Source organism: Massilia niabensis (assembly GCF_042655085.1).
Taxonomy (GTDB): Bacteria; Pseudomonadota; Gammaproteobacteria; order Burkholderiales; family Burkholderiaceae_D; genus Telluria; species Telluria niabensis.
In genome coordinates, this window is the sequence record NZ_JBHSMU010000019.1 from 241,185 (window position 1) to 257,218 (window position 16,034).

The following is a 16,034-nucleotide window of genomic DNA, read 5'->3' on the forward strand; positions in this document are numbered from 1 at the left end:
CAGGCGCGCTTGGGTAAAGCCGCGCATTGGCAATGATTCGCCATGCACATTTGGTTGTAAATAAAACAATGTATGCCGGGGCCTTCCGATTGTCAATTGTGCGCACGGTTCTGCCCGCAACCGGTACTGGTAACCCACCAGTGCCGGGCCCACCCTACATTACAGCACCAGACGTAAAAAAGCCCGCCGGGCCAGAGCCGGGCGGGCGCTTCACAGGCGCTCGAGGGCGCCGTAAGCAGTGGCTTATGCAGCCTTGGTCTGCGCTTCCGTCGCGGTCACCGGCGCCACGCGGGCGGCGCTGCCGGCTTCGAGCACAGCGGCGGCGCGCGCCTTGTTGCCCGGCGCGGTGGTGCTGATCAGTTCGTGCATGCGGGACGCGGTCTTGTCCCACGAGGTGTTGGCGACGATATCGCGCATGCGCTCGACCATCTCGGCCTTCTCCTGCTCGCCCAGGGCCAGCATGCGTTCGCAGGCGGCGATGTACTCTTCCGCGGTCGAGGCGATGGCGACCACGTCGCCGTAAGGCACCTTGACGTCGGTGATCGGGGTGCTGACGCTCGGCTTTTCGGCAGCCATGTATTCCAGCACCTTGGTCGGCGAGATGAACTTGGTCGAATCGTTCATGGCGAATGGCAGCAGGCAGACATCCCAGCCGGCCAGGAATTTCGGCAGTTCGTCATAGTTGCGCTGGCCCATGTAATGGACGTTCGCACCGCGCGGCAGCTCGGCCGGATCGATCTTGACGACAGGGCCGACCAGCACGATCTGCCATTCCGGATGGGCTTCCGACATGCGGCGCACTAGTTCGGTGTCGAAGCGCTCATCGATCACGCCGTAGAAGCCAAGACGCGGGCCGGCGATATGGGCCTGGTCCGGGTGCGAGATGGCGCTGTCGAGTGCCTGGCGGAAGTGCTTGGCGTCGACGCTGCTGGAGAAGCAGTGGGCGTTCGCGTGGCGGTCCTTCTTGGCTTCGTACAGGCTCGGGCCGCCGGTGAACACGAGGTCGGCGATGCCGAGCAGGGCCGATTCGCGCTGCAGCAGCTGCTTCGGCGGGTTCTTGAAGGCAGCGAGTTCGTCCATGCAGTCGTAGACCACCATCGACGGGTTCAGGCCCTGCAGCAGCGGCAACGCCATCGGGGTGTAGAACCAGACGACCGGGCGCTCGCCTTCGGGCACCAGGTCGGCCAGCAGGCCTTGCAGGGTCGGGATCTGGTCGTCATGGAAGCCGCCTGCATGGATCGGGGTATGCGGGCGGCACACCGTGATGTTCGGCGCGACGGCCGTCTTCTGCAGGTGTGCCTGCCCTTCGGTATGCACCGGTTCTTCGACCAGCACGATGTCGTAGTGTTCGGCCAGGCGCGTCATCAGGTGCTGGGGGCGCTGGAATACGAAGTCCCACCGCAGGTGGCAAAACACGATAAGGGTCGGCATGTTGATTTCCTCTCGCCTTGGTGGCGCTATAGTTGATCTTGGTTCCGGAACGGAAGGGCTGCAGCGGCGCTTGAACACGCTGAACCATGACGCCGGATTCCTCGAATCGTAACATGCAAATTTGGCATTACTTTCATTTATGCATTGCAACATTTAGACTTGGAACGATGTTTGCGGCAATGTTCAGGATTTCCTCATAGGAGAGCCCGGTGTCACCAGGCAATCTTTGTAGGCTGAATCCTACGCAGATACAAGAAAATCCACTACGAAAACTCATCTATACAGGGTAGCTACGCAACCGTGCGCGAGCCTGAGACTCGCAGCCGGGGCGGGTTTTCGGTACCCACCCGGGGTAAGGCCAGGCCCGCAAGGCTGTCAGCCTGAACGTACAGAGGGGACGCGCACGATGGCGGGTATGGCGCGAGGGAGGAAGAAGGCCGCCGTGCGGGCGGCCCATGCGGCCCGCGCATGCAGCCGGATCATACCGGCCGGCGCTGCCGGCAAATCATGCGGGAGGATAGGGCTGGGCGCCTTCCGGGTGGCCGTCGAGGCTGAAGCCGTCGGCGGTGGAGACGTCGTCGATACCGAGCGTGCCGAGGGCATCGCACAGCTCGTCGATCTCGGCGCCGATGTCGGCTGCCAGGTCAGTCGCTTTCGCGACTCCGCCCCAGGGCGGGCCGCCGTCGAGCGCATACAGGTTGACGCGCAGCTCGATATGCTCGCCCGCATCCTGGGGCGCGACCACGGCGCGCACCGCGTCCGGGGACAGTTCCTTGCTCGCCAGCAGGCGGTTGATCTCGGACAGGGTGCCGAGCATGGCCAGTTCCGCCACGCCCTGCTCTTTCGCGCCATGGAACAGGTCCTGGTACAGGAAGTTCACGGACAGGCGATCGGGGTCGCCCGCCATGCAACGCCGCACCAGGGGCGCCACGCGCTCGGTCCAGGCCCGGTAGCGGCGCATGCGGTCGGCGAAATACACGTCGGCCCCGATCTCGTCCTTCGGCACCGCATAGAACGGATCGTCCGCGCGCTTGAGAGAAAAGCCGAGCAGGAAGCGCAGCTCCATTGCCGCCTCGTCGGGCGCTACCGGCTCGCCGGTCCAGCCGCGGATGCTGGCCTCCAGCAGCGGGGCCGGCGCTGGCTTCTTGCTCCCGAGCGTGGCGGCGGCCTCGCGCAGCAGCTCCTGGAGGGTGCTGTAGCCGATGTGGTCGACCTCGGCCAGGTCGTAGGCGTGGCGCACCAGGGCCACCTTCGCCCGCGGGCTGTCGAGTTCAGAGGCGACGAAACTCGCCGCCAGCTCCGCATAGGCCTCGTCATCGGCGAAATTCTCCTGCGCGACGAGGCCGCCGGTGCTCTGCACGAACAGCGGGATCAGGAAGGCGTCGACTTCGATCTCGGCTTCGCCTTCGCGCCGGATGTGCAGGGTTGCCGCCTCTTCGCCGACATGGGCGCGCAGCAGGCGGCAGGCTTCGGGATCGGTGAAGCGCGCCAGCTCGATGGCGCCGTACAGCACCTCGTCATGCTTGCGGCGCAAGGCGCGGCGAATCGCGACGACCAGCTCTTCCTCATGCCCGGCAGCGCCTTCCGGATCGACTTCCTCGCCCTCGGCAACTTCGAGCGCGAGGTCGGCCAGGGCCTGGGCCAGCGCATCGATGTCGGGTTCGGCGGCAGTTGCCGGCTTGCGCGGCACGGGCTTCTTGTTCTTCGGCATAGTGGCTCTGATGGATGGTGAAGCCGCCATGGTAGCGCATCGTGGACCAAGAGGTCCCTCAGTTGGCGCGTTCCGCCTCGGGGGACAGGTGCACGTGCGTCAGCGCGGCCAGGATTTCCTCGGGTTCGGCTGGCTTGGCGATATGCAGGTCGAAACCGGCTTCGCGGGCGCGGGTCTTGTCGGCCAGCTGGCCGTAGCCGGTCAGCGCGATCAGCAGGGTCGACGCGAACTGGGGCATCGCGCGCACGCGCCTGGCCAGCTCGTAGCCGTTCATGTCGGGCAGGCCGATGTCGAGGATGAACACGTCGGGACGCTCGAAGGCCGCCCACTCGAGCGCACTGGCGGCATCGTAATAGGTCGATACCAGGTGGTCGCCAGCTGCTTCGAGCAGCAGCGACAGGCTGACCGCGGCGTCGATATTGTCGTCCACCAGCATCACGCGCAGCGCCTGCGGGGCCGCGTCGCGGGCACGGCGCGGGGCGGTAGGCTGCGCCAGCGCCGCCAACTCTTGCTTGAGCGGCAGGCGCACCGTGAAGATGCTGCCGCCGCCCCGCCCCGGGCTGCTGGCGTCGATCGTGCCGCCGTGCAGCTGCACCATGCTGCGCACCAGCGCCAATCCGAGACCGAGCCCCCCCTGGGCGCGGTCAGCCTTCCTCTCGCCCTGCGAGAACAGGTCGAACACGCGCGGCAGCAGCTCGGGCGTGATGCCTTCGCCGTCGTCGGCCACGGAAAGGGTGGCCTCGTCGGCGGCGCAGGCCAGCGAAAGCTGGATGTTGCCGTGCACCGGGGTGTACTTGGCGGAGTTGGTCAGAAGATTGGCCACCACCTGGGTCAGGCGGGTCTGGTCGCCGCGCACGGTGACGGGCTGCCCGGGCAGGCGCAGTTCCAGCCGGTGCTGGCGCTCTTCGAGCAGCGGGCGGGTCTGTTCGACGGCGCGTTCGACGGCGTCGCGCAGGTCGACGTCTTCCAGGTTCAGAGTCACCAGGCCGCGCGTCACGCGCGACACATCGAGCATGTCGCCCAGCAGGCGATTCATGTGCTCGACCTGGCGGCTGATCACGTCGCCGGCATAGCGCGCGCGGTGGCCGTCGACATCGGGCATCTTGAGCAGCTGGGCTGCGGTGACGATTGGCGCCAGCGGGTTGCGCAGCTCATGGCCGAGCATGGCGAGGAACTGGTCCTTCGCGCGGTTTTCCTCTTCGGCCGTCTGGCGCGCATGGGTTTCGCGCTCGAGCTGGGACTGGCGCTCGTGGCCGGCGCTGTCGCGAAACACCTGGGCGCGGCGCAGCTCGGCGCCCGCCTGGCGCAGGGCCGCCAGCAGGCGGTCGATCTCGACGATGCGCGAGCGCAGCTTGGGCGGCGTTTTGCCGCGCCCGAGCATGCCGGCGGCATCGATCGCGCGCCCCATCGAGCGGCCGTAGGCGCGTGCCAGCCAGCTGGCCAGCGCACAGGCGCAGGCCAGCGCCGCCACCAGGGCCAGCGCCGCCATGCGCTTGGCGTCGCCGGTGCGGGTGGCGAGGAACCCCGGCGGCACGCCCACCGCGACCACCCAGTCGGAACCGGCCACCTTGTGGAAGACCGTCTTCGAGGACCCGCCATGACGCAGCGGCAGGTCCAGCACGCCGGTCTTCTCGCCGCGTGCGGCGGCGACCAGCTGCGGCGGCGCGTCCTGCCCGACCAGGTCGGCCGTACCCAGGTTCGACGCCACCAGGTGCCCGGCACCGTCGACGATGTCGACCTGCCAGTCGGCGGGCAGCCTGGCGTCGGCCAGGAGTGTGCGGAAATGGTCGGTGCTGAAGGTGATCGACAGCGCGTAGCGCCGTCCCCCGGCCTGGACCGGCACGGTGACCGCCGTGATCAGGCGCCCGCTGTAGCGCCCCGGCATGACGTCGCGCACGATCGGGCGGCCGTTCGCAAACAGTTCGTCAAGATAGGCGGGGCGCGGCCCCACCGGCAAGGGGGTGCCGGGCGCCGCCAGGGTGTTGACCAGCACGGCGCCCTGCTCGTCCAGCAGCACGGTCCAGCTTGCCGGGCCGAGCGGTGCGCGCCTGGCTTCTTCGTAAAAAGCCTTGAGGTCGCCGCGCGCCAGTGTCGGCGAAGCGGCCAGCACGCGCAACGCGGCGCCCGCATCGGACAGATCGTCGTCCACCAGCAGTGCGAGCTGCTGCGAGGTCAGCGCCACGCGCGCCAGCGCGGTCTCGGTTCCGGCCTCGTCCAGCAGGCTCAGGACGAAGCCTGCGAACAGGATCACCGGCACCAGGATTGCGGCCGCCATCAGGTACAGGTAGGCACGGATTTGCATCGCGAGCTCGACGGTTGACGGCCCTCGACATGACGGCCAGCAAGTTCGATGATACCAATACCACAAGTTAAAGCAAGAAAAGAGTGGAAAATTGGTAACGGATGTTCGAGCGCCGTTCCAAATCCTGCCGCACTGGCGTTTCCGCCAACATTGCACGGGTGCGGGAGCTGTGCAGTGGTATGCTTGGGCCCTTGAAACTGCGCCCTGGTGCGCCCCTGCTGCAACTGGAGACCCGCCAACGATGCTCGACAATTACTTCAAGCTTAAGGAAAGCGGCACGGACGTGCGCACCGAGCTGCTCGCCGGCCTGACCACCTTCCTGACGATGGCCTACATCATTTTCGTCAACCCGTCGATCCTGGGCGACGCGGGCATGCCGAAGGAGGCCGTGTTCGTGGCGACCTGCCTGGTGGCGGCCCTGGGCAGCGCCGTCATGGGCCTGTACGCGAACTACCCGATCGGCATGGCGCCGGGCATGGGATTGAACGCCTATTTCGCCTATGCCGTCGTGCTCGGCATGGGCGTGGCCTGGCCGGCCGCGCTGGGCGCCGTGTTCATCTCCGGCTGCCTGTTCATCCTGGTCTCGGTGTTCGGGCTGCGCGGCATGATCGTGAACGGCATCCCGCATTCGCTGCGGGTGGCCATCACCGTCGGCCTGGGGATGTTCCTGGCGCTGATCGCGCTGAAGAATGCCGGGATCGTGGTCGGCAGCGAACCGACCCTGGTCAAGGCCGGCGACCTGCACGCGCCGCCGGCGATCATGGCCATCGTCGGCTTCCTGCTGATCGTCACCCTCGACCGCCTGAAGGTGCGCGGCGCGATCCTGATCGGCATCGTCGCCGTCACCGTGCTGAGCTTCTTCTTCGGCGGGAATACCTTCAAGGGCGTGTTTTCGCTGCCGCCGCCGATCGACGCCACCCTCTTCAAGCTGGACATCCCGGGCGCGCTCTCGGTCGGCATCCTCAACGTGGTGCTGGTGTTCTTCCTGGTCGAGCTGTTCGACGCGACCGGCACCCTGATGGGCGTTGCCAGCCGCGCGGGCCTGCTGGTCGAAGGCAAGATGGAACGGCTGAACAAGGCGCTGCTGGCCGACAGCGGCGCGATCGTCGCCGGCGCCGTGCTCGGCACCTCGAGCACCACCGCCTATATCGAGAGCGCGGCCGGCGTGCAGGCCGGCGGGCGCACGGGCCTGACCGCGCTCGCGGTGGCCGTGCTGTTCCTGGCTTGCCTGTTCATCGCGCCGCTGGCCGGCGTGGTACCGGCCTACGCGACCGCGCCGGCGCTGCTGTTCGTCGCCTGCCTGATGCTGCGCGACCTGGGCGACATCGAATGGGGCGACACCACCGAAAGCATCCCGGCGGCAATCACGGCGCTGGTGATCCCCTTCACCTATTCGATCGCGGAAGGCATCGCCTTCGGCTTCATCACCTATGCCGCGCTGAAGCTGACCACGGGCCGCGCGCGCGAGGTCAAGCCGGTGGTCTGGATCATTGCCGGGCTGTTCATTTTCAAGATCGTCTATATTGGTACCTGAGCGGTAGCCTGGTCAGCCGGGGTCATGCAGATTCCGTTGGCTCGGGAGCCGCACTGGTGCTGCTTCTGGGATACAATCAGCGCCGAGCCCTGGCGCCGCGTTGCGCGCACCGGCGCTCCTTTCCCGAACGACCGGCCGGCCCCGGGCGCCAAGCTGACAGGGCCGCATACATGCTTATGAAATCATCCTTCTTGTACGCGCTGGCCGTCCTCGGCCTGGCACATGGCACCGCCACAGCCGGCGGTGGCGCGGCGGACGACCTGCCGCAAATTGGCACCATCCACAACGCCCTGACGGTCGCGCGCCCCGAGAGCATTCCCGACGGTACCTGGTTCACCTCGGCCGAGCTCGGTGCGATCAGCACCTCGGGCAACACCACCGGCACTTCGCTCAGCGGCAAGATCGACGCCCGCCACGAAACGGCCGACTGGAGCAACGAATACATCGTCAGCGGCTTCTTCAAGGAAGACGAAATCGTCGACGACGACGGCGAGCGCTATCGCCAGCGTTCGGCCGAGCGCTGGGCGCTGTCGGCCAAGGCCGCCTACAAGCTGATGAACGAGGGCAGCCGCGCTTTCGTCCTCGGCTCGCACGTGAATGACAAGTTCGGCGCCTACACGCGCTATTCGTCGTTCGCGGTCGGCCACGGCTCGCAGCTGTACAACACGGACAACAAGGCGCTCGACGTCGAGGTCGGCCCGGGTTATTTCAGCGGCCAGCGCGAAAACGGAGAGAGCGAAAACGGCCTGACGGTGCGTGGCGCCGCCCGCTTCCGCTGGCAGGTCAGCCCGTCGGCGGCATTCGTGCAGACCGTCAGCGTCGAGCGCGGCACCTCCAACGTGCACTCGATCGCCGAGTCGGCCCTGTCGACCAAGATCAACGACACGATGCAGATGAAAGCGGCCTTCAGCGCCCGCAACGATACCAACGTGCCCGAGGACAAGAAGAACACGGATACGCAGACCTCGCTGACGCTGGTGTATTCGTTCTGATTCGGGTCGTTTCGTCCGGGCTTGCCAATGTCACGATTCGCGGGTTGACCTCGTCAAGCGCCGCCGGTCGTGCTGCCGCTGCAGGTTCGCCCCGCACAGCACGCGCCGCGCCACGCCGCGCGGCACCCCGGCAAGCTGCATGAAGGCGAATGCCGCGTGCATCCCATCGGTTTCGAGGATCTTCAATGCGCGGTCGACGCGCGCGGCCATGTGCGCGTCGGCGCGTGGATCGGCATGGTAATTTTCTGACAAGACTGGCCTCGCTACACCTGTTTTGGAGGCCAGACATGCTATCAAACGCGCCAGTCCGTGGCGCGCGCTTGCCGCGATAAAACTTGCGGCGCCGCGCTTGCCCGGACCGCCCCGCTGCGCCCTTCTCCGCCGCGGCTCAGGCCTGCGGCTCGTGCACGTCGTCCACCGTCACCGGTTCGGCCGCGATCTTTTCGTCGGCGAGCGCATGGTCGTCCTCGTCCGCCACCAGCCCCTCCTGCTCGGCGCCGCGCACGCGGTCGTAGACCAGTTCCACCAGCACCGGGAAGTGATCGGAACCGAATGAGGGCAGCCTGCGGATGAAGGAGAGCGTGAAATGGCGGCTGTGGAACAGGTGGTCGAGCGGCCAGCGCAGGAACCAGTAATCGGCGTGGAAGGTGTTGAACATACCGCGCCCCACGCGCGGGTCGAGCAGGCCGCTGATCTTGCGGAACAGCCGGGTCGTCCTCGACCACGCCACGTCGTTCAGGTCGCCCGCGACGATCACCGGGGTGTCCAGGCCCGACACGCTTTTTGCCACCACCAGCAGCTCGGCGTCGCGCTCGGTCGACTCGTCGTGCTCGGTCGGGCTCGGCGGCGCAGGGTGCAGGAAATGCATCCTCACCTTGCGCCCGGACGGCAGTACCACCAGCGCATGCATCGAGGGGATGTCATCCTCGACCAGGAACTGGATCGCGCTGTCTTCCAGCGGCAGGCGCGAGTAGACATGCATGCCGTACAGGTTGTCGAGCGGGCACTTCATCGAGTACTGGTACTCCTCCTCGAGCGTATCGAGCCGCTCCTGCCAGCGGGCGTCGGTTTCCAGCGTCACGAACACGTCAGGACGGTGCTCACGGATCAGGGCGATCAGCCCATCGATATTCTTGTTCGGTGTCAGAACGTTGGCCGTCAGGATACGGATGCGCTCGGTGGCCTCGCTGATGACGGCCGACTTCACCTCGTTCGGGTAGATCCGCAGGTAAGGAAAAATCCACCAGGCCTGGTACAGCAGGCAGGCCGCCGTCAGGGCAACGAGCACATCCGAGGTAAGGTCGCTCAGGTCGAGCAGGAAGGGCTCGGCGATCAGCACAAGCAGCGCCAGAACGGCGATCTGGAGGCGCGGGAAGTCGAGGTCACGGACCCACCATTCCGTGTGTTTCGACAAGGGCAGCAGGGTCGCCACCACGAGGAGGGCAACGAGCGTTGAAATCACTGCAAATTGCATGATGGGATAGGCCCTAAGGAATGTTCAATATCTTCACAAAACGACAATATCAGCAGTATGCCATTGTCGTGAGGAACCAGTCTGTGCGCTAGCGCTCTCCCGTGCGGCCCTCACGCGCCTGCTTGCGCGATACTGGACATTCCATCAACAACGCGACCATTCCCGCCTGCCAGCCATGCCCACCACGCTTCCCGGCGCCATGCCTTTCCTTGTCTTTTCCCGCAGCGGGTTCGATGACGTCGTCGCCCGCATCGGCGATGGCGGCGCGGTGCTTTACCTCAACCCCGGGGTGGCACAGGGCGCCGACATCGGCCCCTTGCGCGAACGCGACGTCGCCGTCCACATCCTGCCGCGCGCTTTCGATCCGCAGGTGCCGGGGGACGTGGAGGAAGCCGCGCGTGCGACCGGGCGCGAGCGCGAGGGGCTGTGGGTCGAGCACGGGGCGACCGTGCCGCAAGCGGACACCGCCCGGTCGGAAGCCGCCCGGCTCGAGCCCGGGCCGGCCGTGGCGGAAGGCGCGCCCGCCCTGCACCGGCGCCTGGCGCGGACCGCCGGCCAGTTTGCAAGCGGGGCCCTGCGCCGTCTGCGCGCCGAGGGCGTCGGGCGCAACCTGATGGTCCTGCCCTATCACGGCTTTGGCAACGGGCAGCGCATCTGGGTCAAGGGCCGGGTGCTGGACGAATTCAGTTACCGCGAGCAGAGCGAACACGACAGTAGCTGGAGCAACCTGGTGGCCCTCTACCGCCGCCTCGAATCCGACGAAGTTGCGCACGCGCGGGTGCTGGCGCACTTTGGCGGGCGCACCTGGGAAACCGAGACCGATGCCGGCGGCTATTTTGCGTTCGAAATGGTGCTCGAGCAGGCCCCGGGCAAAGGGCTGGCCGGCGGCTGGCACTCGGTGGAGCTGGAACTGCCCGAACACCAGGGGCCCGATGGCGCCCCGGTGCGGGCCTCGGCGCAGGTGAGCATTCCGAATGCCTCGGCGCGCTTCGGCATCATCAGCGACATCGACGACACGGTCCTGTGGACCAACGTCACCAACAAATTCAACATGGCGCTGATGCTCGCGCGCAGCAACCACCACACGCGCAAACCCTTCAAGGGCGTTGCCGCCTTTTACCGGGCCCTGAACGAAGGCGCCGGCAGCAACGAAGACAATCCGCTGTTCTATGTGTCGAGCAGCCCCTGGCACCTGTTCGGGCCGCTGGTCGACTTCCTGCGCGTCCAGAGCATCCCGCTCGGCCCGCTGCTGCTGCGCGAACTGAAGGTGCGCGACCTGCTCTCCTCGAACCACAACCACAAGCTCGACAAGATCGAACTGATCATGAGCTTCTACCCGGACATGCAGTTCGTCCTGATCGGCGACAGCGGCGAGCAGGACCCGGAAATCTATACCGAGATCGTGCGCCGCCACCCGACCTCGGTGCGCATGATCTACATCCGCAACGTCAATCCGGACCCGGCGCGTATCGACGCGCTCGACCGCCTTATCGAAGAGGTCAGCAGCACCGGCACCCAGCTGATCCTGTGCCCGGACAGCGTGTTCGCCGCCTCGCACGCGGCGGCCGAAGGCCTGATCCGGGTCGACCGCCTCGGCCTGGTGCGCTCGGACAAGCGGGAAGACGACAGCGCGCCGTCGCCGGCCTGAGGCCAGGCCGGCTGGTCGTTCACGCCGCCGGCTGCGCGGCTTCCCTTTCGCGCCCGGCCCCGCGCCCGATCAGCATCAGCGCAAGGAGGCTGAGCAGCGAGGCCGCCGACAGGTAGTAGCCGACGTAATTCAGTCCGTAGTTCTTCGCCAGTTCGGTCGCGGCATACGGCGCCAGCGAAGCGCCCAGGATGCCGGCGAGGTTGAAGGTCAGCGACGAGCCGGTATAACGCACCTCGGCCGGGAACAGCTCGGCCAGCAGCGTGCCCAGCGGCCCGTAGGTGAGGCCGGTCAGGGACAGCCCCAGCACCATGAACAGGGCCACCAGCCAGAAACTGCCGGACCCGAACAGCGGCCCGTAGGCGAGGCCGAACAGGGTGATGGCGACGGTAACCGCAATCATCGCCGCGCGCCGCCCGAAGCGGTCGGCGATCAGGGCCGAGGGCGGGATCAGGAGGCCGAAGAAGATCACCGAGCCCAGCTGCATGATCAGGAACTCGGTGCGCGAATAGCCCAGGGCGGTGGTGCCCCAGCTCAGCGCGAACACCGTCATCAGGTAGAACACGACAAACGTCGAGGTGGCCAGCAGCGTGCCCAGCACGAGCGCGCGGCCATGCTCGCGAAACACAGTCACCACTGGCACCTTGACCCGCTCGCCCTTGTCCAGCACCGCCTGGAAGTCCGGCGTTTCGGTGATTTTCAGGCGCACGTACAGGCCGACGGCCACCAGCAGCGCGCTCGACAGGAAGGGAATGCGCCAGCCCCAGCTGAAGAACTCGGCGTCATCGAGGGTTTGCGTCAGCACCAGGAACACGCCGCCCGACAGGAAGAAGCCGATCGGCGCGCCCAGCTGCGGGAACATGCCGTACCAGGCGCGCTTGCCCGGAGGTGCGTTCTCGGTGGCAAGCAGCACCGCCCCGCCCCACTCGCCGCCGAGGCCCAGCCCCTGGCCGAAGCGGCACAGGGCCAGCAACAGCGGCGCCAGCGCCCCGATCGAGGCATAGGTCGGCAGCATGCCGATCAGGATGGTCGAAATGCCCATCGTCAGCAGCGCCGCCACCAGCGTGGCTTTCCTGCCGATGCGGTCGCCGAAGTGGCCGAACAGGGCCGAGCCGACCGGCCGCGCAAAGAAGGCAATGGCGAAGGTGGCGAACGACTGCAGCGTCGCCGCGGTCGGGTCGGACGCCGGGAAGAACAGTTTCGGGAACACCAGCACCGCCGCGGTGGCGTAGATATAAAAGTCGAAGAATTCGATGGTGGTGCCGATCAGGCTTGCGAACAGGACGGTGCGCGCGCGGTTGCGTGGTGCAGTGAGTGGCGCCGTCATGCGTCAGCGGCTCCGGCCGTGCCGTCGGTGCCGGCCGCGTCGACGCGCGCCAGCGCTTCGCGCACCTCGTGCGGATTGTCGGGCCGCGTCACGCGCGCCACTTCCACGCCGTCCTTCAGGAAGACCACGGTCGGCCATAGCTTGATGCGGAACGAACGCCCCAGCGGGCGGCCGGGACCATCTTCGACCTTGATGTGCCGGGCGTCCGGAAAGTCCTGCAGCGCGGCCTCGATCACGGGTTCGCCGGCGCGGCACCAGCCGCACCAGTTGGTGCCGAAGTCGAGGGCAACGAGGCCCGGCAGCGCGTCGATCGCGCTGCGTTCGGGCTGGCTGGTCTGGTAGGTCATGCGGTTTGCTCCTCAGTAGTGCTCGGTGTTGCTCAGTGTAGATATGACAAGGTTACCCGAAACACCGCCGAGGAGCCAGCATGGCTGATGCTTAATGCGCGTGGGCCCCTCCTTCCTCGCAGTGCGCCTTGTCCTCGCGGCACAGCTTGTCCTGCGCTTCGAGTGCCAGGCGGCGCGCCTCCAGCTGCTCGGGCGTGCGCGCGGGCGCCAGGATGTCGTCCTGGGTGAAGACGCGCCCGTTCTTGATGATCAGGCGCACATCCGCCACGGCGCGCAGGTCGGCCAGCGGGTCGCCGCGCACCACGATCAGGTCCGCGAGCTTGCCCTGTTCGACCGTGCCGAGGTCCTTGCCGACAAAGGCGATCTTCGCCGCGTCGCGGGTCACGGAATACAGCGCCTGCAGGTTACCCTGCACCAGCGCCGCCCCGCGCATGTTCAGGTGCAGCGAGATGCCCGGCACTACCAGCGGCGAGTCGGTCCCGTTCGCCACCAGCGCGCCGGCGGCTTTCACCTTGGCCTGCTGGGTCGCGTCATTGATGATGGTGCTGATCTGCGCCGCGGTCGGCGGCTGGGCATTCTGCAAGCCCGGCACGAAGTTCGGCGGCACCAGGACGAAGCGCGGGTCGGTGACGATGCCCGGATCGAGCCCCGCCAGCGCGCTGGCCGAGAACAGGGTGTCGATCAGGCGGAAGTCGGCCTTGCCGTAGATATCGGCCGCGTCCTGGTAAGTGATCGCCCGGGCGAAGGACTTCGACCAGCCGTAGCCCATGCGCTGGGTCGCCGACAGGTGCGTCGTGCCCGCCAGGCCGGTGGCGGCGCCCGGCTGCACCATGTGGGTCCCGCTCGGCACGCCCAGGTCGAGCGCCCCTTGCGCGATGCGCTCCATGATCGGGATCGGCGCCCGCACATAGCTCTTCAGGAAGTCGGCGTCGAGGCGCTTGGCCTTGGCGATCTCGATATCCGCGATGGCCCGGGTCCGGAGGGTGCGCGCGAAGTGGTAGAACAGGCGGTTGCCTTCCCACAGCGGCGGCGAGACGAACAGGCGCGGGCCGACCAGGTTACCGGCGTCCAGGGCTTCACGCATCTCGACGCTCTGGTGCAGGGGTCCGGCGACCGACTGCGCGGTGGTGATCCCGTAGGACAGCATCAGCTGCGCGATCTGGCCGAACTGGCCGCCCTGGTACAGCGTGAGCGGGTGCAGGTGGGTTTCGATCAGGCCGGGCATGACCGTCAGGCCGCTGGCGTCGACCACGCGCGCTCCGGCATTGTCGCCTGTGCGGTGATCTGCGTGCGGCACCACCGAGACGATGCGGTTTCCCTCGACGATGATGTCGACGTCGCGCCGAAGCGCGCTGCCCACGCCGTCCCACAGGGCGCCCGCGTGGATCACGGTGCGGCCCTCGGGCACGGCCTGGCGCCACGACAGCCGGACCGGAATGTCGCGGATGTGACGGCCGGCGCTGCCGTCGAAGCGCACCGTGCGCACGCGCTCGGCCGACTTGTACAGGATGGTCTGCGAGTCGCCGCCCCAGGCCGGCAGGTCGGCCATGTCGTCGGACACCTTGCGGGCCGGGCCCGTGGGCGCGCCGGTGGGGCCGAGGGGCATGACGTGCAGTTTCGAGTCCATGATGAAGGCAACCCAGCGCCCGTCGGGCGAGAGCGCGGCCGCGCCCTCGTCGCGCTCCGAGATCTGCTGCGGGATCGGCGCCACCGCATGGAAGGTGCCGGTGCGCGTGGCCAGGTCGATCACGCGCAGCTTGTTATAGCCCTCGCGGAAGCGGTTGTTGATCCGCTCGTTGTCCACCAGGATGATGCGCTGGCCGTCCGGCGTCCACTGCGGCGTGCTGACCTGGGTGCTGACCGAGGCGATGATCACTTCCGGCGAGGCGGTGGCGCGGTTCCAGATTTCCAGCTGGCCTGAGAGCGTGGTGTAGGCGATGCGGGTGCCGTCCGGCGAGAGCTTCGGCGTCACCATCGAGCGGCCCGGGATGGCGGCCAGCCGGGTGCGGGTGCGCGAGGCAAGCTCGACCTGGTCGACGGCCAGCTGGCCGGCGTTGCCGCGCTCGGACGAGAAATAGACGGCGCTGCCGTCCGCCGTCCACTGGGGATTGGCGTCGCGGTCCGGGTCGTTCGTCAGGCGCACGGGTGCTTCACCGATGCGCATGGTCCAGACGTCGTTCAGGGCGACGAAGGCGATGCTCGCGCCGTCCGGCGAGAGCACGGGCGCGCTGATGCCCATGACGCGCCGCTCGCGCAGGTTGTCGAACCGGCGGTCCTTCTCTTTCGAGAACACCGGGCGGCGCAGCGTCAGTTGCGCGGTAAAGCCGATATCCTGGCGGTTCGCGCCGCTCGCGGTGCGGGTGCGGAGATGGCCGTCGGCCGTGTACAGGAAGCGCCCGTCCGGCAGGAAGCGCACCGGGAACGGGAAGATGTCTTCGTCGGTCGTCACCTGGGCGCCGCCGACGACGAGCTGGCGCGCCGCGTTCTGGTACACCAGCGCGCCGCCGTCCGGCGTCCAGGCCGGGGCAAAGCCGGGAGCGACAACGGTCGGCGGGCCGCCCGTGAAGGGAGCGGTGACCACGTTGGCGCCGTCGACATAGGCCAGGCGCGCGCCGTCGGGCGAGACCACCGGGTTGGCTTCCATGCCGGGCCCGGTCGTCACCTGGCGCAGGCCCCTGCCGCGCGCACCGACGGTCCAGATCTTGTACTGGCCATCGCCGCTGCGGTCGCTCGAGAACACCAGGCCGCTGCCGTCGGGCAGCCAGGCCGGTTCGCGGTCGTCGAACGGCCCGTCCGTCAGCTCGGTGGCATCGCGCCCGTCGGGGCTGATCGTCCAGATGTGGAAATTGCCCTCCGGTGCATAGTTCTGGAAGGCGATGCGCTTGCCGTCGGGCGACCAGACCGGGTGCGTCGGTTCCAGGCGCCAGTCGGTGATGCGGACGGCCCGACCGCCTGCGGCGGGCATCACCCACAGCGCGCCCTGCGCCGAGAACACGATGCGCCGACCGTCGGGGGAAGGCGCCGCTGCCATGTTGGTGCCTTCGCGCAATTCGACCGTCACGTCGCGCGTCGGGCCGCGCAGGTTGTTGGTCTCGTCGACCCTGCTGCTGCCCGGCCACTGGCAGGCGGTCAGGACGGCCGTGCCGACGGCGACGGCGAGTGCGGTACGCACCAGGGGACGCGCGATGGGACGCGAAAGCAGGCGCGGGAACTCTTTCTGAGTCTTCATGTCGTTACCTCCAGAATGATTGCGAAAATGCACCAATATGGT

At 67.5% G+C, this 16,034-nt stretch carries 11 protein-coding genes; 3 read left to right on the forward strand and 8 right to left on the reverse strand.

Going from position 1 to position 16,034, the window contains the following annotated elements:
* Window positions 1–243: 243 nt before the first annotated feature.
* The 3 genes from ACFPN5_RS24405 to ACFPN5_RS24415 all read right to left on the reverse strand — a co-directional run bounded on the left by ACFPN5_RS24405 (window position 244) and on the right by ACFPN5_RS24415 (window position 5,444).
* Window positions 244–1,431 (reverse strand): glycosyltransferase, encoded by a 1,188-nt coding sequence (locus tag ACFPN5_RS24405; protein WP_379786446.1) that lies wholly within the window; start codon window positions 1,429–1,431, stop codon window positions 244–246.
* Window positions 1,432–1,936: 505 nt separating this feature from the next.
* Entirely contained in the window at window positions 1,937–3,142 is a 1,206-nt protein-coding gene (locus tag ACFPN5_RS24410; RefSeq protein ID WP_379786447.1) for a hypothetical protein, read from the reverse strand.
* Between the two features lie 58 nt (window positions 3,143–3,200).
* Window positions 3,201–5,444, reverse strand: coding sequence for a hybrid sensor histidine kinase/response regulator (locus ACFPN5_RS24415; RefSeq protein WP_379786448.1), 2,244 nt, complete (start codon window positions 5,442–5,444; stop codon window positions 3,201–3,203).
* A 241-nt stretch (window positions 5,445–5,685) separates the two neighbouring features.
* On the opposite strand from ACFPN5_RS24415, the gene ACFPN5_RS24420 reads away from it, so the two are divergent.
* Together ACFPN5_RS24420 and ACFPN5_RS24425 are read left to right on the forward strand one after the other, a co-directional pair.
* Window positions 5,686–6,978, forward strand: a complete 1,293-nt coding sequence (locus ACFPN5_RS24420; RefSeq protein WP_379786449.1) for an NCS2 family permease — start codon at window positions 5,686–5,688, stop codon at window positions 6,976–6,978.
* A 176-nt stretch (window positions 6,979–7,154) separates the two neighbouring features.
* Entirely contained in the window at window positions 7,155–7,970 is an 816-nt protein-coding gene (locus ACFPN5_RS24425; RefSeq protein WP_379786450.1) for a DUF481 domain-containing protein, read from the forward strand.
* 30 nt (window positions 7,971–8,000) lie between these two features.
* Here ACFPN5_RS24425 and ACFPN5_RS24430 read toward each other — a convergent pair whose 3' ends face one another.
* Window positions 8,001–8,222 (reverse strand): hypothetical protein, encoded by a 222-nt coding sequence (locus tag ACFPN5_RS24430; protein WP_379786451.1) that lies wholly within the window; start codon window positions 8,220–8,222, stop codon window positions 8,001–8,003.
* A gap of 136 nt (window positions 8,223–8,358) precedes the next feature.
* The gene (locus tag ACFPN5_RS24435) at window positions 8,359–9,432 is read right to left on the reverse strand and encodes an endonuclease/exonuclease/phosphatase family protein (RefSeq protein ID WP_379786452.1); all 1,074 of its coding nucleotides are present in this window, start codon (window positions 9,430–9,432) and stop codon (window positions 8,359–8,361) included.
* Between the two features lie 187 nt (window positions 9,433–9,619).
* On the opposite strand from ACFPN5_RS24435, the gene ACFPN5_RS24440 reads away from it, so the two are divergent.
* Window positions 9,620–11,092, forward strand: coding sequence for an App1 family protein (locus ACFPN5_RS24440; RefSeq protein WP_379786453.1), 1,473 nt, complete (start codon window positions 9,620–9,622; stop codon window positions 11,090–11,092).
* Between the two features lie 19 nt (window positions 11,093–11,111).
* Here ACFPN5_RS24440 and ACFPN5_RS24445 read toward each other — a convergent pair whose 3' ends face one another.
* From ACFPN5_RS24445 to ACFPN5_RS24455, 3 genes are all read right to left on the reverse strand, one after another.
* Window positions 11,112–12,416, reverse strand: coding sequence for an MFS transporter (locus ACFPN5_RS24445; protein WP_379786454.1), 1,305 nt, complete (start codon window positions 12,414–12,416; stop codon window positions 11,112–11,114).
* A complete protein-coding gene (locus ACFPN5_RS24450) occupies window positions 12,413–12,763 on the reverse strand; it encodes a thioredoxin family protein (RefSeq protein WP_379786455.1) in 351 nt (116 codons plus the stop codon). The genes ACFPN5_RS24445 and ACFPN5_RS24450 overlap by 4 nt, the downstream gene beginning before the upstream one ends.
* Window positions 12,764–12,854: 91 nt before the next feature.
* Window positions 12,855–15,992 carry an amidohydrolase family protein gene (locus ACFPN5_RS24455; protein ID WP_379786456.1) on the reverse strand — a complete coding sequence of 1,046 codons (3,138 nt, stop codon included), beginning with the start codon at window positions 15,990–15,992 and terminating at the stop codon, window positions 12,855–12,857.
* Between the last annotated feature and the right edge of the window lie 42 nt (window positions 15,993–16,034).

What these genes read in the sequence shown, in the direction of transcription:
- ACFPN5_RS24405 (WP_379786446.1), bottom strand. Translation starts at nt 1,431, where the DNA reads ATGCCGACCCTTATCGTGTTTTGCCACCTGCGGTGGGACTTCGTATTC.
- ACFPN5_RS24410 (WP_379786447.1), bottom strand. Translation starts at nt 3,142, where the DNA reads ATGCCGAAGAACAAGAAGCCCGTGCCGCGCAAGCCGGCAACTGCCGCC.
- ACFPN5_RS24415 (WP_379786448.1), bottom strand. Translation starts at nt 5,444, where the DNA reads ATGCAAATCCGTGCCTACCTGTACCTGATGGCGGCCGCAATCCTGGTG.
- ACFPN5_RS24420 (WP_379786449.1), top strand. Translation starts at nt 5,686, where the DNA reads ATGCTCGACAATTACTTCAAGCTTAAGGAAAGCGGCACGGACGTGCGC.
- ACFPN5_RS24425 (WP_379786450.1), top strand. Translation starts at nt 7,155, where the DNA reads ATGAAATCATCCTTCTTGTACGCGCTGGCCGTCCTCGGCCTGGCACAT.
- ACFPN5_RS24440 (WP_379786453.1), top strand. Translation starts at nt 9,620, where the DNA reads ATGCCCACCACGCTTCCCGGCGCCATGCCTTTCCTTGTCTTTTCCCGC.
- ACFPN5_RS24445 (WP_379786454.1), bottom strand. Translation starts at nt 12,416, where the DNA reads ATGACGGCGCCACTCACTGCACCACGCAACCGCGCGCGCACCGTCCTG.
- ACFPN5_RS24450 (WP_379786455.1), bottom strand. Translation starts at nt 12,763, where the DNA reads ATGACCTACCAGACCAGCCAGCCCGAACGCAGCGCGATCGACGCGCTG.
- ACFPN5_RS24455 (WP_379786456.1), bottom strand. Translation starts at nt 15,992, where the DNA reads ATGAAGACTCAGAAAGAGTTCCCGCGCCTGCTTTCGCGTCCCATCGCG.